Below are 26,227 nucleotides of genomic sequence, written 5' to 3'. Positions count from 1 at the left end.
AAACGGGGCGGGCCTTGAACGGGCCGCCCACATTCTGGACAAGGTGGGAATGTCGATGGACGTGTTTCTTCAAGTCGTGGTGAACGGCCTGCTGTTGGGTGGGCTTTTTGCCATCACCAGCGTTGGCCTGACGCTTATTTTTGGCATCGTGAAGGTGGTGAATTTCGCCCATGGCGAATTTCTGATGATCGGGATGTATGCTACATTTCTGATTAGCTCACGCTTGGGCCTGCACCCCTATGCTGCGGTTGTTGCGGTGGTGCCCTTGCTTTTCGTGCTGGGGATGCTGACGCAAAAACTGCTGATTGAGCCGCTTATGTCGGCGCGCAATCACGACATTCAGATTTTCGCCACCGTCGGCCTTTCGACTGCGCTGATCAATCTGGCGCTGTTGCTTTTCGGGGCTGATATCGCCGCCACGCCCGCCTACGGCTTGCGCACCGCGATTGAAATCGGGCCTGTCCGTATGCTGGTCGGGCAGATCGTCATGTTCGGTGTCGCCACCGCACTGGTCATCGGACTGCACTTCTTTATGCAGCGCACACGGGCAGGGCGGGGCATTCGCGCCGTCGCCCAAAACCGCGCCGCAGCCCAGCTTATGGGCATCAACGTGAGCCGTGTTTACATGATCACCTTTGGTCTTGGGGCCGCTTGCGTGGGTCTTGCCGCCTGCCTCGTCGCACCGCTTTATCCGACCTCGCCGGGGATCGGGACGTATTTCGTGCTGACGGCCTTTGTCGTCGTGGTTCTTGGTGGTCTCGGCTCTATCGGGGGGGCTTTCCTCGGGGCGATGATCATCGGTTTGATTGACAGCCTTTCGGGTTTCTACATCGGTTCTGACATGCGCGAAGTCGCAGTGTTCGGTGTCTTTCTTCTTATTCTAATCCTGCGTCCGCAGGGCCTGTTCGGAGGGCGACTGAAGCTGTCGCATGTATCATGACAGACCAGACCAACACCCCAAAACCCGCCGCCAAAACGGCCAAGCGCACTGCCGGTGCCATCGCAATGGCCGCACTGCTGGCTGCTATTTTCATCACGCCGGTCATCATTGATGACCAGTTCGTCTATCACATCTTTATCACGATCTGTATTTTTGCGGGCTTGTCCACCGCTTGGAACATCGTCGGCGGATTTGCCGGGCAGCTGTCACTGGGCCATGCGATCTTTTACGGGATCGGCGCTTATGCGGGCATCATGCTGACCAATATCGGCATCTCGCCGTGGATCGGCATGTTCGCCGGTGCGGGCATCGCGGCTGCGGTTGCCGCCATCATCAGCTATCCTTGTTTCCGTCTGCACGGGCCTTTCTTTGCCCTGTCGACTATCGCCCTTTTGGAAGTGTTTCGCGTCCTCGCCCTGCATTTCCGTGACTTTACCGGCGGTGCGACGGGCATGATGATCCCGCTGAATATCGGCTGGGAGTGGATGGTTTTCCGGGAACGTCTGCCCGCCCTGATCATCGCTTTCGGGATGATGTGTTTCATCCTTGCGGTGGCATGGTGGATCCGCTCACACCGCCTTGGCTTCCAGCTGGTTGCCACCCGCGAGCGTGAATCTGCAGCGCGTGCAGCCGGTGTTGGCACTGTCAAAGTACGTCTGTTTGCGGTTTCCATCTCGGCTGCTCTGACGGCGATGATGGGCACATTCCACGGCATGTATCTGACGTTTATTGAGCCGGAGTCCGCCTTTTCCCTCGCCTTTTCGATCCAGATCGCGATGTTCGCCCTGATTGGCGGGCTTGGCACGGTCTTTGGGCCGCTGCTGGGGGCGGTTCTTCTGGTCCCGCTGACGGAATTTGCGCGCGGTGCCTTGGGGGCCGAGGCGATCGGCCTGCACGGCTTCGTTTATGGCGCTGTTCTGGTGCTGGTCGTGATCTTTATTCCCAACGGTTTGATGGGCCTTGTCGGGCGCTGGTTTACATCACGCACGGCCACCACCGGCACCCAAGCCGCCGAGATTTCCACCCCTGATGAGGTGCGCACCTTCACCCCGCCAGAGCCGGGCGAAGAGATTATGCGCGTGCGCAACCTCAACAAACACTTTGGTGGTTTGCATGTGACCAATGATGTGTCCTTCACCCTGCGTGAGGGAGAGATCCTTGGCCTGATCGGTCCCAACGGGGCGGGCAAGACCACGCTGTTCAACATGATTTCGGGCTTTCTTGATGCCGATAGCGGCACGGTTGAGGTGAAGGGACCGGATGGCAAATGGCATTCCCCCACCAACCCCGCCGATTTCGCGACCTTGGGTGTCGGGCGGACGTTCCAGATCGTGCAACCCTTTGCCGCGATGACGGTTGAGGAAAACATCATGGTCGGCGCTTTCCACCGCTATCCGCATGTCGATGATGCGCGGGCTGCGGCACGGCGCACCGCCGAAAAGATGGGCCTCGCGCCATATCTTCACGCCGAGGCATCCTCCCTGACCATCGGTGGCCTCAAACGGCTGGAGGTCGCCCGAGTTATGGCAATGGAGCCGCGCGTGCTGTTGCTGGATGAAGTTATGGCAGGCATCAACCAATCCGACGTGCGCCGCGCCATCGACCTGATGCTATCTATCCGCGACGAGGGCGTGTCGATCATCGCGATCGAACATGTGATGCAGGCCGTCATGTCCCTTTCGGACCATGTTATCGTGCTCAGTTCCGGTGAGGTCATCGCCGAGGGCAAGCCGCGCGCCGTGGTCGAAGACCCCCAAGTGATCGAAGCCTATCTGGGCAAGGAGTTTACCCATGCTTGAGCTAAGCGGAATCCATTCGGGCTATGGCCAGACCACCATCTTGCAAGATGTCTCCCTGACCGTAACCGAGGGTGAGGTTGTCACCATCGTCGGCGCCAATGGGGCGGGCAAGACCACGACCCTGCGCACCATTTCGGGGCTGCTAAAACCAACTGCGGGCACGATCCGCTTTGACGGAAAGGATATCACCAAGCTCAGCTCTCATGAGACGGTTGAGCTGGGCATCACGATGATCCCCGAAGGGCGGCAGCTTTTCCCCGATATGACGGTGCGCGAAAACCTGCTGATGGGCGCATACCGCAAGGGCGCGCAGGCCAGCCAGTCGCAATTGATGGAGGAGGTGCTTGCCCTTTTCCCCCGCGTCGAGGAACGGCTGGAGCAAAGGGCAAACTCCCTGTCCGGGGGGGAACAGCAGATGGTCGCCATCGCGCGCGGCCTGATGGCCAAACCGCGTCTGTTGATGTTCGATGAGCCGTCCTTGGGCCTTGCGCCGATCATCGTAAGCCAAGTGTTCGATGTGATCGACAGCATCGTCAAGACCGGGGCGACTGTGCTGATCGTGGAGCAAAACGTGTTCCACACGCTGAAGGCCGCCGACCGTGGTTATGTGCTGGAAAACGGTGAGATTGTCCTGACGGATGATGCCGACGCGCTGCTGGAAAACCCGCATGTGCGCAAGGCTTACTTGGGGATATAAAGTATGGAACGTCACGAGATTACCCCCGAGGCGCTGGACACGCGGCCCAGCCATGCCGGTCGTCATGTTCTGGTGACCGGCGCGGGCAACGGGATCGGCCGCGCCATCGCGCTCGGCTTTGCCCGGCGCGGCGCTGTTGTCGGTGTCGCGGATATGAACGCCGAGGCCATTGCCGAAACATCGGCCCTGATCGCCCAAGCGGGCTTTGGCCGTGCCGTGCCGTTGCCGCTTGATGTCGCCGATTGGGACGCCGTAGAGGGCACATTGGCCAAGGCGGGCCGCGATCTGGGTGCGCCTTTTGATACGGTCATCAATAACGCCGGTATTTCCCCCAAACATGACGGCAAACCGCATGGTGTTTGGCAGATGGACCCTGCCGAATGGCGGCGCGTTGTTGATGTGAATCTGAACGGCAGCTTTAACACCATCCGGGCGCTGACCCCCGCGATGCGCGAGGCGGGGCGCGGCTGGATCGTCAATATGTCCTCGGTTGCGGGCAAGACCCATTCCCCCATCGTGGCAAGCCATTACGCCGCCACGAAATCGGCCATCGTCGGGTTTACCATCCACCTCGCGGCGGAGCTTGGCCCTTTTGGCATCCGCGTCAACGCGCTGGCTCCCGGCCGGATTGAGACACCTATGGTCGCGGGCGCAGGCAAAGTCGCCAATGACGAACAGATCCGCCTGACGCCAATGGCGCGGCTTGGCCAACCCGCCGAGGTTGCCGATACCGCGCTTTGGCTCACCTCTAGCGAATCCAGCTTTGTCACCGGGCAAACCATTGATGTTGCCGGCGGGCTTTACATGACGTGAGGCATGGCCTCGGATAGATATAAGGCAATTACATGAACGAAATTACTGGTAACACCCGCGTATACGGCATTCTTGCCGACCCCATTCACCACGTTAAAACCCCGCAGGTGATGAACGCCCTTTTTACCGAGATCGGCCATGACGGCGTGCTGGTGCCGCTGCATGTGGCCCCCGAAGGGCTGGAAGACGCGGTCCGCGGTTTGCGTCAAATCCAAAGCCTGTCGGGCATCATCGTCACCGTTCCGCATAAAACGGTGATCCCCGCGCTGTGTGATGATCTTACCGATCAGGCGCGTATGGTTGGTGCTGTCAACTGCATCCGCCGTGATGCAGATGGCAAGCTGACCGGTGCGATCCTTGATGGCATCGGCTTTGTCGAGGGGTTGCGCGGCGCGGGGCATGACCCCGAAGGTATGAAGGTTATCCTTGCGGGTGCTGGTGGTGCTGCCAGTGCCATCGCCTTTGCGTTGGCCGATGCGGGGATTGCCGCGCTTACCATCGCCAACCGCACCGAGGCGCGCGCGCGTGATCTGGCGGATGCCGTGGGGCGCGTCTATCCGAAGCTTGTTCTTTCGACCGATGCCAGCGCTGTTGCGGGGGCGGATCTGGTGGTCAATGCGACTTCGCTTGGGATGCGTGAAGGCGATGCCTTGCCGCTTGATATATCCCAGTTGCATAAGGGGCAGCTTGTCGCCGAGGCGATTATGGAGCCTGCCGTCACCCCCCTTTTGGCGGCCGCTGAAAAGGCTGGCGCACGCACCCATCCGGGCCTCCCGATGTTGCAATCACAGGCCCGTCTTATGGCTGATTTCATGGGTGCGCTCTGATGCAAGATGCTGGCCCTTTACTGGAAATGCTGCGCAGCATTTGCGGTGATAGCGCCGTGCTGACCGGTGCGGATATGGCCGGTTATGCCAGTGATTGGCGGGATATGTTCCATGGCAAACCGCTTTGCGTGCTGCGCCCTGCCAATACGGCCGAGGTTGCAAAATCAGTTGTCGCCTGTGTCGGGGCGGGGGTGGGTATCGTGCCGCAAGGTGGCAATACCGGCCTTGCCGGTGGGGCCACGCCAGACGATAGCGGCCGTCAGGTGGTAATTTCATTGGACCGGATGACAGCCATCCGCCGGATCGACTCCATCGGCATGACGGTAGAGCTGGAAGCAGGCGTGATCTTGCAAACAGCAAAAGAGGCAGCGGCGGCAGAGAACCGCCTTTTGCCCATCAGCCTCGCCGCCGAAGGCTCTGCCCGCATTGGTGGCCTGATTGCGACAAACGCAGGCGGCGTTGATGTGCTGCGCTATGGCATGACGCGCGGATTGGTGCTGGGGCTGGAGGTGGTTCTGCCGGACGGGCAAGTGCTTCACCGGCTGCGCCATCTGCGCAAGGATAACGCCGGATATGACCTCAAACAGCTTTTCATCGGCTCCGAAGGCAGTCTTGGCATCATCACGGCCGCTGTTTTGCGCCTTGTGCCTTTGCCGCGTCACCGCACAACCGCGCTGATTTCGGTGCCTGATATTGCCGCCGCGGTGCGCCTTTACGCCCGCGCCCAAGACGATATCGGTGAGGCGCTTTCCGCGTTTGAGCTGATCTCGGGGGACGGGCTTGCTCTTGTGGCCACGCATATGGGGCAAGAGGCCCCCGTCAAAGGGGCCGATTGGTATCTGCTGATCGAAGCGGGGTCCTCCTTGCCCGGTCTGCGCACGGCGATGGAAACCCTGATGGAAGCAGCCTTCGAGGAGGGCTGGGCCACGGACGGCGTTTTGGCGGAATCCGAAGCGCAGGCCGATGGGCTGTGGTCTCTGCGTGAAAGCCTGACCGAGGCCGAGGGCAAGGCGGGCGGCGCGATCAAGCATGATTTGTCGGTGCCGATCCCCGAGATCGCGGATTTTCTGCAAGAAACCGGAAAAATGCTGCGCAGCATGGTGCCCGAGGCGCGGCTCAATATCTTTGGCCATTTGGGCGACGGCAACCTGCATTACAACGTGATGAATGTTGCCAAGGCCGATAGCGCCCGCGTCAATACTGCGGTGCATGACATGGTTGCACGGTATAACGGCTCGATCTCGGCTGAACATGGGCTGGGGCAATACCGCACTGCGGAATGGGCCCGATTGGCGACCCCGCCCGAACATGACCTGACACATCGGATCAAACGCGCGCTCGACCCTATGGGCGTGATGAATCCTGGCAAGGTGGTACCCCTTCATGACTGATAGATTTGACTATATCATCGTCGGCGGCGGCAATGCAGGCTGTGTCCTTGCCAACCGCCTGAGCGCCTCGGGCAAATACACCGTCGCGCTGATAGAGGCAGGCCGTAAAGGCCAGAGCCACTGGGTCGATATTCCGGCAGGTTTTTCAAAATTACTGACCAATCCGCGTCATAACTGGCGGCTGACCAGCCAGCCCGAAGAGGCGACTTTGAACCGCGTGATCTCTATTCCCAAGGGCAAGGGGTTAGGCGGGTCCACCCTTATCAACGGGATGATCTATGTGCGCGGGCAGCCGCAGGATTTCGATGGTTGGGCGCAGCGCGGCTGCACCGGCTGGTCATTTGACGATGTTCTGCCCTTTTTCAAAAAGATTGAGGATTACGACGAGGCCAAGGGCGATTTGCGCGCGCGCGGCGGCCCCTTGCCCCTGACCACGGTCAAAGAACGTCCCGCAATCGGGCGCGCCTTCATTGAGGCTGCAAAGGCGGCGGGCCACCCCGAGAATGACGACTATAACGGCCCGTCACAGGATGGTTTTGGCTATTATCAAGTGAACCAAAAGGATGGCCGCCGTGTCAGCGCCGCCGCCGCCTATCTGGATCCGGTGCGGGATCGCCCCAATCTGACCATCCTGACCGACGCACAGGCCCGCCGCATCCTGCTGGAAGGCGGGCGCGCCACGGGGGTCGAGCTCTGCCAAAAGGGCGTGACCCGGACACTACACTGCAATGCCGAGGTGATCCTTGCAGCGGGGGCCTTCCATTCGCCGCAGCTGCTTGAGCTGTCGGGCATCGGTGATCCTGAGATTCTGTGCAAAGCAGGGATTGACGTGGTGCATGCCGCACCGGGGGTTGGTGCGAATTACATCGACCATTTCTGCACTCGCATGAACTGGCGTGTGACCCAGCCCGTCACGCTTAATGAGATGACGCGCGGGATGTCCTTGGTCAAATCGGTCTTGCAATATGCGCTTACGCGTAAGGGGATCTTGACCTATGGCACCGGCCTTGTGCATGGCTTCTTGCGCACGCGGCCTGATTTAATCGGGCCGGATGTGCAGCTTTTTTTCCTGCATGCCAGCTATGCCAACGCAGCCGAGCGTAAACTGGACAAGCGCCCCGGCATGACGATCGGGGTCACGCAACTGCGGCCGGAATCGCGCGGAACGGTGCATATTTCGGCACCGACGATTGAAACGCCCCCGGTGATTTGCCCCAATTTCCTTGCCACCCCCGAGGATCGCCGCGCCATGGTCGACGGCATGAAAATGACACGCGACGTGGTGGCCCAAGCGCCGATGGACGCCTATCGCGGGCATGAGATCAGTCCCGGAGAGGCCTGCCAGAGTGATGACGACTGGTTGCAATTTGCGCGGGCGAACGGCCAGACGATCTATCACGCCAGCGGCACCTGCCGGATGGGGAGTGACGCGGCCTCCGTCACCGATCCCGCGCTGAAGGTTCGCGGGGTGGAGGGGCTGCGCGTTGTTGATGCCTCGATCATGCCGACCATCGTGTCGGGTAACACGCAGGCCGCCGTTTTCATGATCGCAGAAAAAGGCGCTGACCTGATCCTGCGCGATGCACGCTAGAAAGGCTATGATATGACACGAGAATTTGTGCCTGCCACCTATCCCGGCCTTGCCGGTCGCGCGGTACTGAATACCGGCGGGGCCAAGGGTATCGGCTATGCGATGGCCGAGGCATTCGCCCGCCACGGCGCATATCTGTTGCTGATGGATATGGATGGGGATGCATTGGCGCAGGCCGCGACACGTCTGCGCGCGGCCTATCCTGATGCGAAGGTTGAAACCTACCAAGGCTCTGTCACCGATGAGGCTGATGTCGCGGCGGCCTGTGCGACCTGCAAGGATGTTTACGGCAGTCTTGATATCCTGCTAACCAATGCGGGGATTTCGATGAACCGGCCCAGTATTGACCTGTCGCTGGCCGATTGGCGGCGGGCGCTTGATGTGAACCTGACAGGTGCCTTTATCTGCGCGCAGGCCGCGGCACGGCTTATGATCGCGGGGGACGGAGGGGTCATCTTGAACACGGCCTCGATGTGGGGGTTGGCGGCCTCGGCCAATCGGGCGGCCTATTGCGCCTCCAAGGCGGGGGTGATTTCCCTGACCGAGGTGCTGGCCGATGAATGGGCCGCCCATGGCATTCGTGTCAACGCGATCTGCCCCGGCTATATCCGCAGCGACCTTACCAAAGAGCTGATTGCCCAAGGCAAGCTGGACCTCGACGCCATTGAAAAACGCACCCCGCAAGGCCGTATGGGCACCCCAGAGGAAGTTGCCGAAATGGCGGTTTATCTTGCCTCGGATGCGGCGGTGTTCGTCACCGGACATGCGCATCTGTCGGATGGCGGATTTCTTGCACGGGGGTTTTAAGCCATGAACGCGACATATGATTTTTCGGGGCGCACGCTGCTGTTGACCGGGGCGGCGGGTGGTATCGGGCGCTGCATCGCGCAGGTGTTCCACCGTTCGGGGGCCAATCTGGTCTTGGGGGATCGGGATGAGGGGGCGTTGACCGCATTGGCGGATGAATTGGGCGGCGCGCGTATTGCGACCCTTGCGGGGGATGCCGCCAGTGCCGATGACGCGCAGGCCTTGGTTGATCTGGCAGCGGATCGTTTTGGCGGGATCGATTTCCTGATCCCCGGCGCGGGCATTTACCCCGCACAGCCCTTCGCGCAGATGACGGATGAGGATTGGCGCCGCCTGATGGCGATCAACCTCGACGGTGTTTTCTATATCTGCCGCCGTGCGGTGCCGCATCTGAAGCCGGGGGGGGCGCTTGTGTTCCTGACCTCGCTTGCCCCGCATCGCGGCGCGCAGACAAACGCCCATTACGCCGCGGCCAAAGGCGCCGTGGGCGCCCTGATGCGCAGCCTCACGCGCGAACTGGCACCAAACATCCGCTGTAATGCCATCGCGCCGGGCATCATTGAAACCCCCATGATCGGCGATTTCGTCAAAACCCGCGCCGAGGAAACCTTCAAACTCACGCCGCTTGCCCGTCTTGGCCAACCGCAAGAGGTGGCCAGCGTTGCTGCCTTCCTTGCCTCGGATGCCGCCAGCTTTGTCAACGGTGAAACGATTCAGGTCAATGGTGGCCTCTATATGGTTGCCTGACAACAAAGGACCAAGAACATGCCCGAATTCCGCGACATCCAGCCCCTCGCCCCTTGGCGCGAGGTCATTGTCACCGATGCCGACCGCAATGCCATCGACCCCGAGACCGGCGGCACCATCCTTGCGCAAATGCACCTTATCCGCGCCTTTGAGGAAAAGGTGCTGGAGCTGGCGAGCAAGCAACTGGTCCACGGTCCCGCCCATAGTGCGGTCGGCCAAGAGGGCGGTGCCGTGGGATCGGCCATGACGTTGGGCGACGGCGATCAGGTCAACGGATCGCACCGCGCGCACCACCAGTTTCTGGCGAAATCCTTGCGGCATGTGGCCAAGACCATTTCCGCCACCGATGAATTTTCCGGCGATATCCGCGACCTGTCGAAACGCACCATGGCCGAGATCATGGGCCTTGCGCAGGGGTTTTGTCGCGGGCGTGGCGGCTCTATGCACCTGCGCTGGGAAGAGGCCGGAAACCTTGGCACCAATGCGATCGTGGGCGGCGGCGTGCCGATGGCGGCGGGGGCCGCTTGGGCGCATCGCAACGCAGGCACGGACCGCGTGGTTTACAGCTATTTCGGTGATGGCGCGACCAATATCGGGTCGGTACTGGAAACCATGAACATCGCGGCGGCGTGGAAGCTGCCGATCTGTTTCTTCATTGAAAACAACCGCTATGCCGTTTCCACCAAGGTTGAGGAATCAACCGCCGAACCGCGCCTGTCATCGCGGGGTCTGGCCTTTGGTATCCCCGCTTTCAAGGTTGACGGGATGGACCCGGTCGCGGTCTATCATGCCTCTCTTGCGGCGAATGAGATCATGCGCGGCGGCAATGGCCCGACCGTGATTGAGGCCGATCTTTACCGTTATTTCCACCAGAACGGTGCGCTGCCCGGCAGTGCCTTTGGCTACCGCGACAAGGCCGAGGAGGCCGCATGGCGCGCCCGCGATCCGCTAGACGCGATGGCGCGCAACCTCATGGACCGGCAAGTGTTGGGCGAAGATGCGATTACTGCGCTGCGCAACCGCTCGGTCGCGCTGATGGAGGATGTCGCCGGAGAGCTGATCGAGATGCACGAGGGCCGCCCCCGCATCATCCCCGCCCTTTGGCCCGAAGAAAGTTTCCGTGATGCGGGCCTGCGCGGTGATCTGTCGGAATTCCAAGGTGTGCGCACCGCCGAAGAAGCCAGTTTCGACGGCGCCCTGCAAGAGGCCCGTTTTGTCGATACCGTCGCCGATGTCATGCACCGCCGGATGGAACAAGACGACCGCATCGTGGTGATGGGCGAGGATGTGCACCGCCTCAAGGGCGGCACCAATGGCGCGACACGCGGGCTGGCCGAGGCTTTCCCCACCCGCACCCTTGGCACCCCCATCAGCGAGAATGCCTTTACCGGCATCGCCGCGGGCATGGCCGCCGATGGGCGTGTGCGCCCTGTGATCGAGTTTATGTACCCCGATTTCATGTGGGTCGCCGCCGATCAGGTCTTTAACCAGATCGGCAAGTTCCGCCATATGTTCGGTGGTGATGCCGATATGCCATTGGTCCTGCGCACCAAAGTGGCGATTGGCACCGGCTATGGGTCACAGCATTCGATGGACCCGGCGGGGATTTTTGCCACCGCCCCCGGCTGGCGCATCGTCGCGCCCTCGACCCCCTTTGATTATGTCGGGTTGATGAATGCGGCGCTGCTGTGCCGTGATCCGGTCTTGGTGCTGGAGCATGTGGAGCTTTACAACGCCAAGGGCACCGCGCCGGTTGATGATTTCGATTACATCATCCCGCTGGGCAAGGCGCGTATCGTGCGGCCAGGAACGAAGATGACCATCCTGACCTACCTCGCCATGGTCGAGAAAACCCGCCAAGTGGTTGAGGATTTGGGGCTCGATGCCGAGGTTATCGACCTGCGCAGCCTTGACCGTGCCTCGCTGGATTGGGAAACGATCGAAACCTCTATTCGCAAGACCAACAATGTGCTGATCGTGGAACAGGGCGCGCAGGGCACCTCTTATGGTGGCTGGTTGGCCGATGCCCTGCAACGCCGCGTTTTCGACTGGCTCGATCAACCCATCGCGCGGGTCACAGGGGCCGAAGCATCGCCCAGCATTTCCAAGGTGCTGGAAACCGCCGCAAGTGCTGGCATGCGGGAAATCGATGCAGCCCTGCGCGAGATGATGGTCAATATCGGGGAACCGATCTAGGGGCGGGGTAACCCCGCGGCGATGATCTGATCCGCCAGATCGGACAGGTCATCCGAGACAAAATCGGGTTGTGGAACATCGGGGAGGTTCAGCACGCTGTTATGGGGCCGGGCAATGAACGCGCCCTTATAGCCCACGGCCTGCGCCCCGATGGTATCCCAATCGTGACAGGCAAGCATACACAGCTCTGATGTGTTGAGGCCCAATTTATCCGCCACCAGTTGGTAGGTCGCGGGGTGGGGTTTGAACTTTTTGACCGCGTCGACGCTGAAGTGATGGTCAAAGAGCGCCGCGATTCCGGCCTTTTCCAGCGGCGTCGGCGATGCAGATGGCGCGGAGTTCGTAAGGGTGACAAGCCTGAAGCCCGCCTCGCGCAACTTGGTCAGGGCAGGGGCCACGTCGGCATAGGCGGGCATGGACCCGATAAGCGATTTCAGCCCAGAGATGTCATCCTCGGTGATCACAATTTGTTTGTTCTTTGCGACCATTCGCAGAACGCCGCCCGCCAGATCGGCAAAAGGCGTATAATGCCCCGACAGGGTAAGCGTCTGGGAATAGAGGACAAGCTCGGCAAACCACTCTCGCATAACATCCGCGGTGCCAAAGAGCCGCTGAAAAAGCGGGGCCAGCGTGGTGAGGTCAAGCAGGGTTTCATTGACGTCGAAAACGATTGTGGAAACGCGTTTATGATCTGACATGGTCCGGCCTTCTTCCCTGTTGTTTTATTGGGGGGCGACGCTCTTCTTGTTTTTGGGGGTACGCAACAGCAGATAAAGCCCGTTCGCCGCAATCATTGCAATGCCGCCAAGCTCCATGACCCAATTCATGCGAATATTGTTGATTTGATAGCCGATAAGCCGGTCAATGTGATGGAAGCCTGCCGCGCGAATGGCAACGAACGCAAGCAAAAAGACAAGCCCGAGCAGCGCCAGCCATATATGCGCCAGCTCCCGCCGCATCGTCCAGATCAGGAATGCCGCGATCAAGAAACTCGTTAGCACGATGAAAATGATGAACTTTATCTGGAAGGGTCGACGTTCGGCATACCAGCCTTGGGCCTTTGCGACGCAGCGACCGATGGCCGTGAGTGCGGATTGCAAATCAAGCTGCTTGTTAACCGTCAGTGCAAATAAAATGACGGCCAGGATCAGCCAGAAGATGCGTTGCCGCCCGGTTTTCCTGAAAAACACCAGTACCGAAAGAATACCGGCCAGAAGATAGCTGGCCACAGTCACCCAGCCCATGACTGTTGGATCACCGATTGTCGGTGACCATGTCGTGAAAACGCAGGTCCATGGGATATTCAGTGCCAAGGTGCTTCTCCTCTTGCGGGCCCATTTAAGACACAGGCGCGCAGAATACCAGAGAAGCCCTGGAACACTCGCGTGATCCCTCGCAGGTTGGTTAGAGGGCTGTGCTTGCTTCGAGACGGGCGCCTTTGAAATGGGCGATGCATCCCTCGATCTCTGCTCGGGACGGGTACAGGCAGGCGGCCGTCGACAGGGCATCTGCAAGCGCGGCCGAGTCTGCCGACACCGTGATTTCCCGCCAGTTGGTGCGTGACGGCCGTCCTGTTCTAGGGTCAAGAATATGGCCAACTGTTGCGGCCTCGTCAAAGGTGGTGCCCAGTGGTGCAGAAGTTGCCAGCGCGCGCGCCTCAAGCGGCACTTCGCCGCCTGCAGCCAGCTTGACGGGCCATGCGGTGCCATCAGGCTGTGGGCCAAGGGCACGAAATTCGCCCGTATCGATCAAAATATTTGTCAGGCCTTCGGCTTGCAGCAATCCCGCCACGCGGTCCGCGATATAGCCTTGCGCAATGCCGTTCAGGGTCAGCGCCATACCGGGCTGCATGGTAATGCCCGAACTGTCGAAGGTGATGCTTTGCCAGCCTGTAAGCGCCTGTGCTTTGCGCAAGTTGCTGTCTTTGGGGGGCAGGCCCTTTGCCGAGGCTTCGGCATAAACCGCCCAGAGCGGTTGAATGGTCGGGTCAAACCGGCCGCCACTGGCGCGGTAAACGGCACTGACTATCGAAAGACACTCAAGCATCTCGAAAGGTGCCATTTGCAAATGACCGGTGCGGTTCAGCTGCGAAAGGGCGCTGTCTGTACGGTAAAGGCTGAAAATATCTTCCAGACGTGAGATTTCGGCAGCGACGCGGGCACTGATCGCCTTGGCATCCGGATGTTGAAGCCGCAACGTGGCGCGCGCGCCAAGCGCCGTGCCGGTCCAAGTATGGATAGGCTTTGCCGAAAGGGCTGCGGGAAAGGCAAGGGCTGCGGCGCTGATGGCCAGAAAACGGCGACGGTTGGTCATGGCTTTACTCTCCGAATTCGCGCGACAAGGCACGCAGGCGTTTTTCAAAGTCTGTATCTGTGGTGTCATTATCCAGAACGACAGGGGCCAGAACGGCGCTATCGGGTATGTCAGCCAGTCGCATGACTTCTCCGCCATTGGCCCCGGCAAAACTGGCCGCTTTTCCGGCGTCTAGAAAGGGCACGATTTCTGGCGCCCCCATGCCGCCAACAACATGCCCGCCCACAACATAAAAGGCCTGATCGGCCTCAATCCAGTTGGTGGCGCCGGGTGCATCCCACTTTGCCCCTGCCGCGCCCATGTCGTTGACCCAGATGGCCATAATGGCATGGTTTTGTTCCGGCATCCGCAAGAAGGCCACGGCGTCGCGCACCTGGCTGAAAAACAGCGGCGCGCCGGGCAAGCCCTCTAGGTGGGCCTGCGCCTTTGGGCCGTCATGTTCCAGCAGGTTCATCTGGCAATAATGGCCGACGGAGTCCTCGGACAGGGGCACGGCGCTGGTGTCTTGCTGGACGGTGTCTTGGCAGGCGGTCAGGGCCATCAATGCGATTATGCATGAAAAATGTCTCATGGCTCCACCTTGCGGAAAGCTAGGGCGGCCAAGCCAAGCGACAGTAAGGGCCAGACCAGAACAGACAGCAATGATTGCCATTGCGGGATGGCGTTGGCAGCCCCGCCCACACCCGATGCGGCCCCTGTGGCTTGTGATGCCGTCAGGTTGAACAGGCGAAAGGCGTCCGCAGGATTGGCAAGCAGCGCAAACGGGAAGACGGTGGTCGTGAATGTCCCGCCGTCATCGGCAACGACGGCCGCCAATAGCCCCAGATCATAAAGAACAACCATGCCCAACCAAAGCCCGATGGCCAAGCCAGCAGCCCCTGAAACACGGCCCGCGAGGGATGAAAGCGCATAGCCTATCCCCAAGAAAGTGGCCCCCAACAGAACCGATGTCCATGTCAGCCGCCAAAGCGCTGTCAGCCCCGTCATCGCCGCCGAATCTGCCGCAATGGTCACGGCCGCAGCCACGCCATATCCGGCAACAATTGCCACGATCAAAATGGCGGTATGCGCCACAAGCTTACCCGCCAGCACCTCCCACCGCGCCACAGGATAGGTAAGCAGCAGGGGCAGGGTTCCACGCTCTACCTCGCCGGCCACGGCATCAAACGACATAAGCAGTGCCACCAAAGGCACGAGGTAAACCGACAGGGACGTCAGCGAGGCAACAACAACAGACAGGCGGTCCGCCCCCAGCGCACCTGTGGGGGCCGATCCAGCCGCGGATAATACGAGCGAGAAAATCACCATCAGTAGCACCGCAATCAGCACCCAACGGTTGCGTCGTGCGATGTGTATTTCGGTTGTTGCAGTGGCAAGGATGCGGTCGATCATTGGCCGTCCCTCCGGCTGAAATGGCTGTAAATATCTTCGAGGCTTGGCGGAATGATGTCGACATCGGCAAGTTTGCTTTGCAGGGACGCAACCTTGGCCAGCGTCGCAAGTTTCTCATCCTGACGGCAGTGCAGATGCAGCGCGCCGTTCACGCGGATTGCCTCTGGCAAGGCGGCCATGATGTCGCTGTCATAACCGTTAAGCGCCGTGATCTGCATCGAGACGGGCAGATCAGCCGCGCGCCGCAAATCCGATAACGTGCCCGTTGCAGCCATCTTTCCACCGGATAGAATAAGCAGGCGGTCAGTGCGGGCCTCTACCTCTGTCAAGGCGTGGCTTGAAAGTAGGATCGCCGCGCCATCTGCGGCAAGCCCGTCAAGCAGCGCATAAAAGTCGCGGCGCGAAATCGGATCAAGGCCGCTTGTCGGCTCATCCAGAACCAAAAGCCTTGGCTGCCCTATCAGGGCTTGGGCAAGGCCCACCCGCTGACGCATCCCTTTGGAATAAGTGCCGATCCGGCGCTTGGCAGCATGGCCAAGGCCCACCCGATCCAGCAGATCCATTGCGCCTGCGGTGTCAACACTGCGCAGGCGCATGTAATAGGTGATCTGTTCCAGCCCGGTCAAAGCCGAATGAAAAGCTGCATTCTCGGGCAAATAAGCGACATGCGCGCGGGCTTGTTCATTGCCGGGGCGCGCACCGCAAACCGAAATCTCGCCGCTGTCTGGTGCGATCAAACCCAGCACCAGTTTCATCAGCGTGGATTTGCCCGCGCCATTATGGCCAAGCAGGGCCACACGCTCACCCGCGGCGACGCTTAGCGACACGTTGCTGAGGGCTTTGACCCCGCCAAACGCCTTAGTGAGATGAGAGATCGTTAATGTCGAAGTCATCAAGTTGTCTTTCGTTGCGGTTGGCAGCGGCTTTCGCCTCAAGCGCGGTGTATTCGGGGGGAACGGGAATGGAGGGGGCGACCATCAACGGCGCGCTATCAACCACCCCGCCGGGCAGGGTTGCGGGAAAGCTGGATTGTGCCCAGCGGATAAGCTGCACCGCAGGCGCGCCGGTCAGGAGTGATGCGGCAGGTTGTGACCACAAGATGTGATCCATCAAGTCGTTTGGCCGAAAGGCGCTGTCGGCGATGCCATCACCGCCCAAGTCAAAGCCGGGGTGATCGGACCAGTAATTGCCGCGTCCCTCAAAGCTCCATTCAATGTCGCGCGTGCCGACATATTTCACTTGGGTGCGGTTGCCGATGAAGGCGTTGCCGGTCAGCACATTGCGTTCCGATCCGGCGGTGAAATGCACGCCGATATTGCAGCCCTCAAAGCGGTTGCCGTAGATGATATTCTTGTGCGCATTATAGATGAACGTACAGCGATCCGCCCCGCCACGCACCAGATTGCCCGACACGTCGGCATTATTCGCAAAGTTCAGCATCACGCCGTGGCTGATGTCGGACAGGCTTAGGTTGTCTTTCAGGACCACGCGGTTGGAAAACATGATGGCAAACCCGAGGTGGTTGCCGATCGAGACATTCCCCGACACTTCGGAGTCGTTGGTATACATATAATGCACCGCAAAGCGCAGGTCGCGGAACAGGTTGTTGCGGTAGGTGCCATCACGCGAGGTGTTGGAGAAAATACCGTCACGCCCCCAACGCACAGAGTTGTTTTCGATAACTGTACCGGGGGAGTTCCACACATAAATGCCGTTGCCGCGATCATTCATACGCGGGTTTTGCGTGCCCTCAATGGTGTTGCCGCGCACGATGGCATCATGCCCGCCATGAACGTCAACGCCGTGCAGGTTGCCCAAAACGCGGTTGTTTTCAACCAAGGCCCGGTCGGCTTTTTTCAAGATTTTGATGCCGGCATCGGTGTCTTCGCTATTGAGCCCGGAGCCGGTGACGGTAAGCCCCTGAACGGTAACGTCCGGCGCGTCGATGGTGATGACGGTGCCTTGTCCCAAGCCATCGATGATGGCCTCGGGCGGACCGATGAGTGTCAGGGGGCGGTCAATGATGATCGGGCCTTTGTAGCGGCCCGCCTCAAGGATTAGCACATCGCCGGGGGCCGCCCCGGCGATGGCAAGGGCAAGGCCCCCTGATGTTGGCGTCACGCGCAGCTCTGCCGCCCAAAGGGGCAGAGCCATCATGGCAGCCAACAGATATATCAGGGGGCGAAGCATTTTTATGCGTCCTTTGGTTCAACAAACATCCGGCCGCGCATCTCCATGTGGAGGGCGTGGCAGAACCACTGGCAATAGTACCAGAAAACACCCGGAGTGGCCGCAACGAAGGTGACCGAAGCGGTCGCCTGAGGTGCCACTTCCATCGCGACACCGTGGTTGCCCATGGTAAAGCCGTGTGTCAGGTCGTCGATGTCATCAAGGTTTGTCACATAGACGGTGACTTCGTCGCCTTGCTTCACAGTAAAGCTTTCCAGCGCAAAGTTTGGCGCCTGGCTTGACATGTAAACGCGTACTTTGTTGCCATCGCGAATGACGGTGTCTTGCCAGTCGTCAAGGTCAATCCCGTCGGCCTCTGCCTGCGTGCGCGCATCTGCCCACATCGGATCATTCCGGTCCCAGACCGATTTTGGATTGATCTTTGAGGGATCAACGATAATCGCATCATGCGGTTCGGCAAATGTCGGGCCATCATGGATCAGCGTCAGCTTGTCACCGTCGATTGCGAACAACTGCTCGTTCTCGGGCTTCAGCGGGCCAACATTGAGGTAACGGTCCTTGGAGAATTTGTTCATCGTCAAATAGTACTTGGCCGATGCTTCCAAGGTTTCGCCCATCACGGTAGAGTTGTGACCGGGCTGATAGTGCACATCCTCTTTCGTGATGATGGGATCAACATCCGCGCCATTGTAAAGCTCGATCGCCTTGGCAATGTCCCAAACAACAACCTGGCTGTCCAGGAACAGCGTGGTATAGGCGCGACCGGCACCGTCAAAACAGGTGTGCAATGGCCCAAGGCCCAGCTCCGGCTCGGCCACGACAACGCTGCGTGGATCGGCATCTTCGTCGAACACAGCATCAAGTTTGCGCACATCGATTACCGAGACCGTGGGCGACAGTTTGCCCGCGATGCAAAGGTGGATCTTGTCCGGTGCCATGTTACAGCCGTGCGGGTTGTTCGGGATCGGGATGTAGCGGGTGTATTTCTTGTTTTGCCCCTTACGCCCGTCCAGCACCTTAACGCCGTTCAGTTCGATAAAGTCACCGGCTGCGATGCCTGCCTCGATCTCTTTGATGTTGAACACAACAACATGGTCCATGTCGGACTCGGTCATATCGGCAAGGGTCATGCCCATTTCCGAGTTGTAAGAGGTCGAGAAGGCATATTTGCCGTCATAATCGCAATCGGTGTTGTCGAGGTTGCCCGACACCATCACCTGCCACGCCACTGTCATTTCATCAGCGTTCACAGCGGTGTAGAAGTTCACGTATTTTTCGGGCTCGTCCAGAATTTTGCCGTCGTTGATCATCGGCACTTCGTCTTCGCCGTTGCAAAAGACGTAATCCGTGCGGGGCCAGCGTTGGGGGCGCAGACCGTGGATCGCCTTGGCATTGGGGATCTCGATGATCTTGTCGCATTTCATCACGTCACAACGAACGCGGGCAACGCGGGTGTTGGCCTTGTCATTCATGAACAAGAAGCGTCCGTCATATTTGCCCTCGGTGAAGGACATATGCGGGTGGTGCAAGTCGCCGTTTGGCGGGAACAGATGACCGTTGGCCGCAAGCTGGTCTTTGGTCTTTTGTGTCAGACCTTCGGTCAGGATTTTCTTGGATTCGTTGGTGATGCCCCAACCGGTTGCGGAGCAGGTGTTGAACACTGGTACGCGCATCAGCTCACGCATGGAGGGCAGGCCCAGAATACGCATTTCACCGCATTGGCCCGAAGACCAGAAGCCGTAGTATTCGTCAAGCTGGCCGGGGGCGACACTGGCACCATCGGACGCTTTTGCACTTGTGGCGCTGGCCAAAGTCGCCGCACCGGCAACGGCCCCGCCGGCAAGCATCGCGCGCGAACCGAATGCGCCGGCAAGGGCAGCACCCCCTGCAGTCGCACTCAGCAGGCTTCGGCGTGAAATCGGCAGTCTTTTATCCTCTGACATGGTTTTTCCTTTCATGTTGTAGGAGGTTTAGGGTGTTGGTTGGGGTGCCCGACATAGCGTGTCAGGTCCGGCCCGCTTGCGTCTTTGCTGCGCCGCTTCATCTTTTTGATGACAACGGGGCAAGTTGTTTTTGACTGGTAAAGCACTTGGCAATGCAGGCAGTTGATGCATTCGTTGGGGTTAATCTCACCGGTTGGGTGGATTGCCTGAACGGGGCATTGATGGGCGCAGGTCTGGCACGGGTTGCCACACTCATGGTAGCGCTTGAGCCAGTCAAACATGCGCAACCGCGCAGGAATGGCCAGCGCCGCGCCAAGCGGGCAGAGGTAGCGGCAAAAGAACCGTTCTACAAACAGACCCGCAACCAGCAGCGCCCCGACATAGGCGACAAACGGCCATGCCCGCACGAAGTTGAGGATGATTGCCGTCTTGAACGGCTCCACCTCGGCCAGACGTTCGGCCTGCTCGATGCTGGTCAGGGATACGCCGAACAGTCCAAGGAAGATCATGTATTTCAGCGGCCACAGGCGTTCGTGCAGGCCCCATGGCAGGGTCCATTGCGGGATGTGCAATGCGCGCCCGATCCGGTTGAGCAATTCCTGAAGCGCGCCAAAGGGGCAAAGCCAGCCGCAATAGGCCCCGCGCCCCCAGAACAGCAGCGCCGCAGCAACGGCAAACCACAAGATGAAGGTCAGCGGATCAAGCAAGAACGCCTGCCAGCTAAAGCCTGAAATCAACGAGCCGAACAGGGCCATCAGGTTGACGACCGACAGTTGCGCATTGGCATACCAGCCCAGATAAACCAGCGTGACGGTAAGGAACGTCATGCGGAACCAGAAGAACCAACGCTCGTTGCGGGTGGCAAAGGATTGGAAAAAGAACACCACCGTAAGAATGGTCAACATCACGCCCAGCACGATGATCTCGGTGGTTTTGCTTTCCCAGATGCGCTTCCAAAGGGCTTGTTGCGCGTCCAGTTCGGACTGATCGGTGACTTGCGCAACGGCGGCCGGTACCGCGGCGGCTTCTGGCGGTGCAACAGCACGGACGTAGATGGGCGGAAGTTGATAGCCCAGATCGAAGGTCGTAAAGACCTTTTCAATGGCGGCCACGTCACGGTGCACCAACAGCTGGATGCGGAACGGTTGGGTTGGGTCAAACCCGCTGTCTGCAGGGATCTTGAACAGGTCAGCCTCGTTAAAGGCGGGCGCGCCGTCAGCGGCTATGGTGTTGATCCGCTTGTGCATCCGGTCACGGAACCGCACCGAGACATCGTTTTGGATCAGCACGATACGGTCAAAAATTCCGCCGCGCACATAGCCGGAACCCTTGAACGAATAAAGCCCGCGCCCGACGATCGCGATCGCGTGGTCGCCCTCGTCAAGCCAGTCTTCGATATTCTGTGCAACAGCGTCCCCCAATATCGCGCGCCCGATTGCAGGGTGTGACACCAATGCGACCTGCATTTCGATAAAGGTGGTTTCAGGCGCTTCGGTCAGCGCGCGTTTGGCGGCGCGCGGGTCATCCATCGCGGCAAAGGCGGCATTGACCTGCCCGACATCCAGCGACAGGCGGCGCAGCGTGCCGTCCCCCTCAAGCGTCATCCAGTCAGACGCGGCTTTTGCATCGGGGTTGATCTCGAATTGAGGGCCGGTGCCTGCCTCTTCGACCGCCAGCCCGCCAAGCCCGAGTTGCCGTGCAACTTTCAGGCCCGACCGAACGATGGAATCGTCGATCACCATAATGGTCACTGTGGCGCCGGAAATAATATCAAGCTGGTGTGATGATCCGCCAGACTCGGCCTCGGCCACCAGATCCAGCCCGGTGTAGCCATGCACCAGCGCTTTGATCTTGGAATCAGGGATGCCGATCAGGATAATCGGCTCTGAGTGTTTGACAAGTTCAACACCGATAACCTGTGCGGCGTCATCTACCGCAACCATGGTGTGAATTGGCTTGCCCGAATAGCCTGTCGTCGAAACATAGTCCGAGGTGACAAAGGCCCAGCCGATACGCTCCCCCCCTTTGAGAACCTCAACCGCTGCAACTTCGGGATGGAGGGCGCCGAATGCGTCAGCCCCCTCTACCAATTCCCCGGCTTTAACATCGGGCAAAAGTTTGGACAGGACCGTTTCAGCCATGGCCGGAAGCCCGCAAAAGAGCAACAGAACGGCAAATGCAATCGTTTTGAGAAGGTGGGGAAGGATCTTCATGCGGTGGCGTCCTTGAGAACTGGGCGCCCGTCGCTGCGTGTTTTATGGCCGTACCGCACCTGATCAATCAGGTACAGCTTTGGCGTGGTCAGCATCGTTTTGTGCATGGCCGGGGGGCCACGCGGCATGGGGCGTGTATTTCGTTTGTAGATATAAGGCGTATCGAGAAGCGGCAGCGCGTCTATGGCTTTTGCCGAGAAGACGTCCTGGGGCCTATCCCCCAAAAGCGTTGCCTGCGCGGCGAACAGGTCACAGCAAACAGGGCAATCGGGACAACCATCGGCGGGCTCAACAGGCACGCCGTCAAAATCGACACGCACAACCTTGGAAACACCGTCAGCGCAGATTTCCATGGTAAAGGCTGAGTCGCTGCTAATAGCTGCAGCTGTGCGTGATGGGCCATACAAAGTAAGGCTCATTGCAAGTAGCAAGCTGAAAATGAGAGAAGCGGCGCGTTTCATAGCGCCCACACTAGAGGTGTTCCGGCCCGTTCACATTGACATATCTCAAGTGGCATATTGGGGGCGTATTTAATTGTGCTTGAATGCGCCCCCGCGGCGGGCGGCACAATGTCCGCGTTCTGCCTGATCGGCGGGGCTGTCCCGAAAGGGTAGGGGTCTTGGTGGATGTTTAAAAATCCAGACCAAGATCAACGGTACGGGCCGAATGTGTAAGCGCGCCTGAGGATATGAAATCAACGCCCGTCGCGGCGATGGAGGCAATCCGCTGTCGGGTGACGTTTCCGCCAGCCTCGATAATCAGGCGGCCATCGACCACAACCAGCCCTCGTCGGTCCAGATGTAGGATATGTCTCCAGCCCATTTTTGATTGGGACCAGTGGCTAAGAAATCTTGATCCAGCAGATTAGGCGCAATATTGAAGCGATGATTGCCGTCAGTCGTGACTTTATGTTTGCGGGTTCGAACAAGTGTAAGCATCCGCCGAAGGCCGCTGACGTGCCCTATTGATCAAACGGGTTTTGGAACTGCCTTTGGTTTGCGGGGTTTTGGGGTCCACTTTTTGGCGAGGCGCTCGAAGTTGTCGAGGATGCGACCGATCTCTGCCTCTTCAGGGCCGAACTTTTCCCCATACCATTCCAGCATTCGGTGGTGTTTTTCGTGTTTGGGGTCGGCCATGGCGTCAACGAAGTCGGCATATCCGGGGAATCCACCCACATCTTCAGGGGGGCATGCCCCGATGGCCCTGACAAGGCGCGGATATGCAGCACCTGGGATGGCATCATCGATTTTCTCGACCTTGATCACATGGTGCCAGTTGTCGCCGAAGTCATAGATGGCCTTGGTGCCGACATCTTCGACGACATCCAGCAGGCTGGATTTGTTCGCGGGCAGCGGGCCATCGTAATAGCCGTCAGGATCTGGCGCGCCCCAGCCAACACCGCCGGCCCGGAACTCATAAAGGTGGCTGTCGGTCCATCCCATCGCGGCCTGGATCACGTCGTGCAGGCGGTTCAGCTTGATCTTGAGTGGCACATCGAAGCGCCGCAGCACCTGAGGCTCTACATCGGATAATGTCACCTTGAGACGTGCGACCAGCGTCATGCGGCAATCCTCTTCAATTCTGTTGCGGTCTTCCAATACCAAGGCAGCAATTCATGCACGCGCGAGATCGGGATATCCGGCAGACGGGCGAGCACATCGACCAGCCATGCCTGAGGGTCGATGTCGTTCATCTTTGCCGTGACGATGAGGCTATACATGAAGGCTGCCCTGTCGCCACCACGTTCAGACCCTGCAAAAAGCCATGATTTTCTGCCCAATGCGATGCCGCGCAGGGCACGCTCGGCGGCATTGTTGGTCAGGCAGAGGCGCCCATCATCAAGGAAGGCAGTAAAGGCGTCCCAGCGACCTGTCCCGTCGAGCATGTAATTGATCGCCTTAGCGACAGGGTTGTGCTTTGACATCCGTGCCCGCTCGGCCCGCATCCAGTCATGCAGATCATTGACCAGCGGCGCGACCCGCTGCTGGCGAACTTCATGACGCGCTGCGGCTGACAGGCCAGTGATTTCACGCTCGACAGCGAAGATGGCATCGATCCGCGTCACGGCGTCGAACGCAATGGGCGAGATCTCTTCTGCAACCTTTTTGCCCTTGCGGGCGATGGCTTTGATATCGGCTAGCTCGAAAAACTTGCGCCTTGCATGGCTCCAACACAGCGCAGAGCGCACCGGACCCGGGCTGCGATCTGCCAGATACAGGTCATTGTAGCCGCCATAGACGTCCGACTGCAGCACACCACACCATCCGGCCAGATGCCGGGTCGGATGTTCTTTCCGACGATCTGTTGAGAACTTGAAGAAGGCGGCAGGCGGCGCGCCGCTATCCCATGGGCGGTCATCACCATGCAGGCGGCCGCCGTCCAGCACATGACGCTCGATCAGCGCATGGATCGGGGCCAGCGCGACACAGGCATGACCAATCAGATCAGCCAGAGTGGACAGGCTGAGGTCGATACCTTCTCGTGCAATCCGTTCGGATTGTCTGTTCAGCGGCTGGTGCTGTCCGTATTTATCAAAGGCGATCATGGCGATCAGTTACGGTCCTGCCCATCCACGCGGGATCGCATGGAACGGGGCGGGTGGCTGATCTTCTCGCAGGCCCGACAGGTGAACTTCTCGCGGACCGTTTGGATCACCTTCCACTGACGCGGGATCACTTCCAGCGTCTCGGTGACATCCTCGCCCATCTTCACGATGCGGTCCGAACCACAGCAGGTGCAGCTGGTCGGCGCCTCGACCACCACACGTTCGCGCGGCACCCTCCCACGGTTTGCAGGCAAACCGCTGCCGGGCAATGGATGGTCGGGAAAGGGTTTGCGCACAGGCTTGCGCCGCGTGAAGGCGCGCACGGTGCTGATCTTGTCTGCAGCAGCGGCTGCTTGAGTCGCCAACGCATCCTCGGTGGCGGTGGCTTCCAATTCTTCAAGCTGCAATTCCAGCTGATCGATCAGTCGCGCGCGGCGCTCGGAGGAGATGCCGTATTTGTCGCGCCGCAGCTTGGCGATCTCCAGCTTCAATTCCTAGATCATCGCGTCCGTGCAGGATGCCAAAGCGCGGGCCTGCGCCAATTCGGCTTCCGCAGCCTGCGCACGGGCGGTCTGCGCGGCAAGTGCAGCGCTTAATCCGGCGATTTGCAAGGCGGCATCTGACATGGCAGATGTCTACCATGAACGCCACGAAAGGCCAATAAAGACAGGTGCCTCACCGCAAATTATCCAGCCGTTCTGGGCCTTTGCGTCCAACGCGGATTACGCCAGTCGATCCCTTCCAGAAGATAACCGAGCTGGGCAGATGATATCGCCACAGCCGTCCCGTCCTGGCTCACAGGCCAGATGAACTTGCCCGCCTCAAGCCGTTTCAGATACAGCGACATGCCAACCCCGTCATGCCAGAGCAATTTCACCAAGTCGCCTTTACGCCCACGAAAGCAGAATATCTCACCGGCATGCGGGTCACGCCCAAGTCCCTGTTGGACAGACAACGCCAAGGTGTTCATCCCGCGCCGCATATCCGTCACCCCACCCGCAATCCAAACCTTCGTGCCCGCCGGAAGCGCGATCATGGCCGCCCCGTCAAACTGTTCAGCAAACGTGCTGCTGCCTCCATGTCAAAGCCGGATGGGATCGACACACGACACCGAGGGCCAAGGTTTATCGTCAATACAGGCGCTGGCGGCGCTGGAACATCCGTACGGCCAGAACCGTCTTCGACCTGAAAAACGCGCAAAAATTGCGGGCCCGCCGCAAGCAGCCCATTCTTGTGCCTATATCGCCAATCGTAAAGCTGTGATCGCGAAATATCATGGCGTCGCGCAACCTCGGCCAATGTCACGCCATCGCCAAAGTTTTCCTCAACGATCCGGATCTTCTCATCATCCGTCCAACGGCGTCGACGACCCGTGTCAGAGACAGATAAAACTTGCATGCGGGGGGTGTTCTCGTGTGCGGCCATAAGGACACTCCGTAACCGATCAGAACCCAGCCCATCCAGACGGCCCTCGGCGTAGGTTTACGAACAATCTTTATCCCGTTCTCACGCATCAACCGTCCAACTCTACGGTGGCCAACACTCAATCCCAGTTCCTGCAATTCTTCGGTCATGCGCGGACGGCCATAGCTTTGCAGGCTGAGCCGATGCTGCTCACGGATATGGGCCAAAAGCACCATATCGCTCCGTTGCGTTTGGCTGATCGGTCGTGTTCGCCAAGCACGAAAGCCTCGAGAGGAAACCCGCAAGACATGACACAGAAACTCTATGGACCAGATCTTCTTCCATGTGTCGATAAAGGCAAACCTTACGGCTTTTGGCTCGCGAAGAAGATCGTGGTGAGTTCAACCGGTCAGCGCAAT

The 26,227-nt window shown here is 59.4% G+C and carries 23 protein-coding genes and 4 pseudogenes; 10 read left to right on the top strand and 17 right to left on the bottom strand.

All coding sequences use genetic code 11. The annotated features are described in order from the left end of the window. Positions 1–55: 55 nt before the first annotated feature. From EOK75_RS06165 to EOK75_RS06120, 10 genes are read left to right on the top strand one after another with little or no spacing between them, the layout of a single operon-like run. The gene (locus EOK75_RS06165; protein ID WP_137193067.1) at positions 56–940 is read left to right on the top strand and encodes a branched-chain amino acid ABC transporter permease; all 885 of its coding nucleotides are present in this window, start codon (positions 56–58) and stop codon (positions 938–940) included. Further along, positions 937–2,739 carry a branched-chain amino acid ABC transporter ATP-binding protein/permease gene (locus EOK75_RS06160; protein WP_137193066.1) on the top strand — a complete coding sequence of 601 codons (1,803 nt, stop codon included), beginning with the start codon at positions 937–939 and terminating at the stop codon, positions 2,737–2,739. The genes EOK75_RS06165 and EOK75_RS06160 overlap by 4 nt, the downstream gene beginning before the upstream one ends. After that, complete coding sequence (locus tag EOK75_RS06155; RefSeq protein ID WP_137193065.1) at positions 2,732–3,436, top strand: ABC transporter ATP-binding protein; 705 nt, start codon at positions 2,732–2,734, stop codon at positions 3,434–3,436. The genes EOK75_RS06160 and EOK75_RS06155 overlap by 8 nt, the downstream gene beginning before the upstream one ends. Positions 3,437–3,439: 3 nt before the next feature. Beyond that, positions 3,440–4,249, top strand: a complete 810-nt coding sequence (gene fabG, locus EOK75_RS06150; RefSeq protein WP_137193064.1) for a 3-oxoacyl-ACP reductase FabG — start codon at positions 3,440–3,442, stop codon at positions 4,247–4,249. A 32-nt stretch (positions 4,250–4,281) separates the two neighbouring features. Next, positions 4,282–5,076 carry a shikimate dehydrogenase family protein gene (locus tag EOK75_RS06145; RefSeq protein ID WP_137193063.1) on the top strand — a complete coding sequence of 265 codons (795 nt, stop codon included), beginning with the start codon at positions 4,282–4,284 and terminating at the stop codon, positions 5,074–5,076. Further along, positions 5,076–6,467 carry an FAD-binding oxidoreductase gene (locus tag EOK75_RS06140; protein ID WP_137193062.1) on the top strand — a complete coding sequence of 464 codons (1,392 nt, stop codon included), beginning with the start codon at positions 5,076–5,078 and terminating at the stop codon, positions 6,465–6,467. The genes EOK75_RS06145 and EOK75_RS06140 overlap by 1 nt, the downstream gene beginning before the upstream one ends. Further along, positions 6,460–8,058, top strand: a complete 1,599-nt coding sequence (locus EOK75_RS06135; RefSeq protein WP_137193061.1) for a GMC family oxidoreductase — start codon at positions 6,460–6,462, stop codon at positions 8,056–8,058. Before EOK75_RS06140 ends, EOK75_RS06135 begins: the two co-directional genes overlap by 8 nt. Positions 8,059–8,070: 12 nt before the next feature. Continuing rightward, positions 8,071–8,865, top strand: coding sequence for an SDR family NAD(P)-dependent oxidoreductase (locus tag EOK75_RS06130; protein ID WP_137193060.1), 795 nt, complete (start codon positions 8,071–8,073; stop codon positions 8,863–8,865). 3 nt (positions 8,866–8,868) lie between these two features. Further along, the gene (locus EOK75_RS06125) at positions 8,869–9,612 is read left to right on the top strand and encodes an SDR family NAD(P)-dependent oxidoreductase (protein ID WP_137193059.1); all 744 of its coding nucleotides are present in this window, start codon (positions 8,869–8,871) and stop codon (positions 9,610–9,612) included. Between the two features lie 18 nt (positions 9,613–9,630). Beyond that, positions 9,631–11,808 (top strand): alpha-ketoacid dehydrogenase subunit alpha/beta, encoded by a 2,178-nt coding sequence (locus tag EOK75_RS06120; RefSeq protein WP_137193058.1) that lies wholly within the window; start codon positions 9,631–9,633, stop codon positions 11,806–11,808. Here EOK75_RS06120 and EOK75_RS06115 read toward each other — a convergent pair. From EOK75_RS06115 to EOK75_RS21280, 17 genes and pseudogenes are all read right to left on the bottom strand, one after another. After that, the gene (locus EOK75_RS06115) at positions 11,805–12,506 is read right to left on the bottom strand and encodes a haloacid dehalogenase type II (protein WP_137193057.1); all 702 of its coding nucleotides are present in this window, start codon (positions 12,504–12,506) and stop codon (positions 11,805–11,807) included. The two genes, EOK75_RS06120 and EOK75_RS06115, sit on opposite strands and share 4 nt — an antisense overlap. Positions 12,507–12,530: 24 nt before the next feature. Further along, positions 12,531–13,121, bottom strand: a complete 591-nt coding sequence (locus tag EOK75_RS06110) for an isopropylmalate isomerase (RefSeq protein ID WP_137193056.1) — start codon at positions 13,119–13,121, stop codon at positions 12,531–12,533. Between the two features lie 91 nt (positions 13,122–13,212). Continuing rightward, complete coding sequence (locus EOK75_RS06105; protein WP_137193055.1) at positions 13,213–14,121, bottom strand: FAD:protein FMN transferase; 909 nt, start codon at positions 14,119–14,121, stop codon at positions 13,213–13,215. A 4-nt stretch (positions 14,122–14,125) separates the two neighbouring features. Continuing rightward, entirely contained in the window at positions 14,126–14,692 is a 567-nt protein-coding gene (locus EOK75_RS06100; RefSeq protein WP_137193054.1) for a nitrous oxide reductase accessory protein NosL, read from the bottom strand. Beyond that, on the bottom strand, positions 14,689–15,513 hold the full coding sequence (locus EOK75_RS06095) for an ABC transporter permease (RefSeq protein WP_137193053.1): 825 nt from the start codon (positions 15,511–15,513) through the stop codon (positions 14,689–14,691). Before EOK75_RS06095 ends, EOK75_RS06100 begins: the two co-directional genes overlap by 4 nt. Then, complete coding sequence (locus EOK75_RS06090; protein WP_137193052.1) at positions 15,510–16,406, bottom strand: ABC transporter ATP-binding protein; 897 nt, start codon at positions 16,404–16,406, stop codon at positions 15,510–15,512. Before EOK75_RS06090 ends, EOK75_RS06095 begins: the two co-directional genes overlap by 4 nt. Next, the gene (locus EOK75_RS06085; RefSeq protein WP_137193051.1) at positions 16,372–17,703 is read right to left on the bottom strand and encodes a nitrous oxide reductase family maturation protein NosD; all 1,332 of its coding nucleotides are present in this window, start codon (positions 17,701–17,703) and stop codon (positions 16,372–16,374) included. The genes EOK75_RS06090 and EOK75_RS06085 overlap by 35 nt, the downstream gene beginning before the upstream one ends. A 2-nt stretch (positions 17,704–17,705) precedes the next feature. Continuing rightward, positions 17,706–19,646 carry a TAT-dependent nitrous-oxide reductase gene (gene nosZ, locus EOK75_RS06080; RefSeq protein WP_137193050.1) on the bottom strand — a complete coding sequence of 647 codons (1,941 nt, stop codon included), beginning with the start codon at positions 19,644–19,646 and terminating at the stop codon, positions 17,706–17,708. Positions 19,647–19,657: 11 nt separating this feature from the next. Next, positions 19,658–21,859 carry a NosR/NirI family protein gene (locus tag EOK75_RS06075; protein ID WP_137193049.1) on the bottom strand — a complete coding sequence of 734 codons (2,202 nt, stop codon included), beginning with the start codon at positions 21,857–21,859 and terminating at the stop codon, positions 19,658–19,660. Continuing rightward, on the bottom strand, positions 21,856–22,320 hold the full coding sequence (locus tag EOK75_RS06070; protein ID WP_137193048.1) for a hypothetical protein: 465 nt from the start codon (positions 22,318–22,320) through the stop codon (positions 21,856–21,858). Before EOK75_RS06070 ends, EOK75_RS06075 begins: the two co-directional genes overlap by 4 nt. A 169-nt stretch (positions 22,321–22,489) precedes the next feature. Further along, positions 22,490–22,630 (bottom strand): annotated as a pseudogene (locus EOK75_RS06065) (carboxylating nicotinate-nucleotide diphosphorylase); the annotation flags it as partial. Between the two features lie 2 nt (positions 22,631–22,632). Further along, positions 22,633–22,776 (bottom strand): annotated as a pseudogene (locus EOK75_RS06060) (IS3 family transposase); the annotation flags it as partial. A gap of 51 nt (positions 22,777–22,827) precedes the next feature. Then, positions 22,828–23,421 carry a plasmid pRiA4b ORF-3 family protein gene (locus EOK75_RS06055; RefSeq protein WP_137193047.1) on the bottom strand — a complete coding sequence of 198 codons (594 nt, stop codon included), beginning with the start codon at positions 23,419–23,421 and terminating at the stop codon, positions 22,828–22,830. Then, a pseudogene (tnpC, locus tag EOK75_RS06050) lies at positions 23,418–25,030 on the bottom strand (IS66 family transposase). Before tnpC ends, EOK75_RS06055 begins: the two are co-directional and overlap by 4 nt. A 59-nt stretch (positions 25,031–25,089) precedes the next feature. Continuing rightward, on the bottom strand, positions 25,090–25,440 hold the full coding sequence (gene tnpB / locus EOK75_RS06045; RefSeq protein ID WP_137193046.1) for an IS66 family insertion sequence element accessory protein TnpB: 351 nt from the start codon (positions 25,438–25,440) through the stop codon (positions 25,090–25,092). Then, positions 25,437–25,829, bottom strand: a complete 393-nt coding sequence (gene tnpA / locus EOK75_RS06040) for an IS66-like element accessory protein TnpA (protein WP_137193045.1) — start codon at positions 25,827–25,829, stop codon at positions 25,437–25,439. The genes tnpB and tnpA overlap by 4 nt, the downstream gene beginning before the upstream one ends. A gap of 59 nt (positions 25,830–25,888) precedes the next feature. Beyond that, positions 25,889–26,203, bottom strand: a pseudogene (locus EOK75_RS21280) (IS3 family transposase); the annotation flags it as partial. Positions 26,204–26,227 lie beyond the last annotated feature (24 nt).

Origin of the sequence: Pseudorhodobacter turbinis (genome assembly GCF_005234135.1) — a bacterium.
GTDB classification, from domain to species: domain Bacteria; phylum Pseudomonadota; class Alphaproteobacteria; order Rhodobacterales; family Rhodobacteraceae; genus Pseudorhodobacter; species Pseudorhodobacter turbinis.
This window is presented reverse-complemented; position numbering and strand designations above follow the sequence as displayed.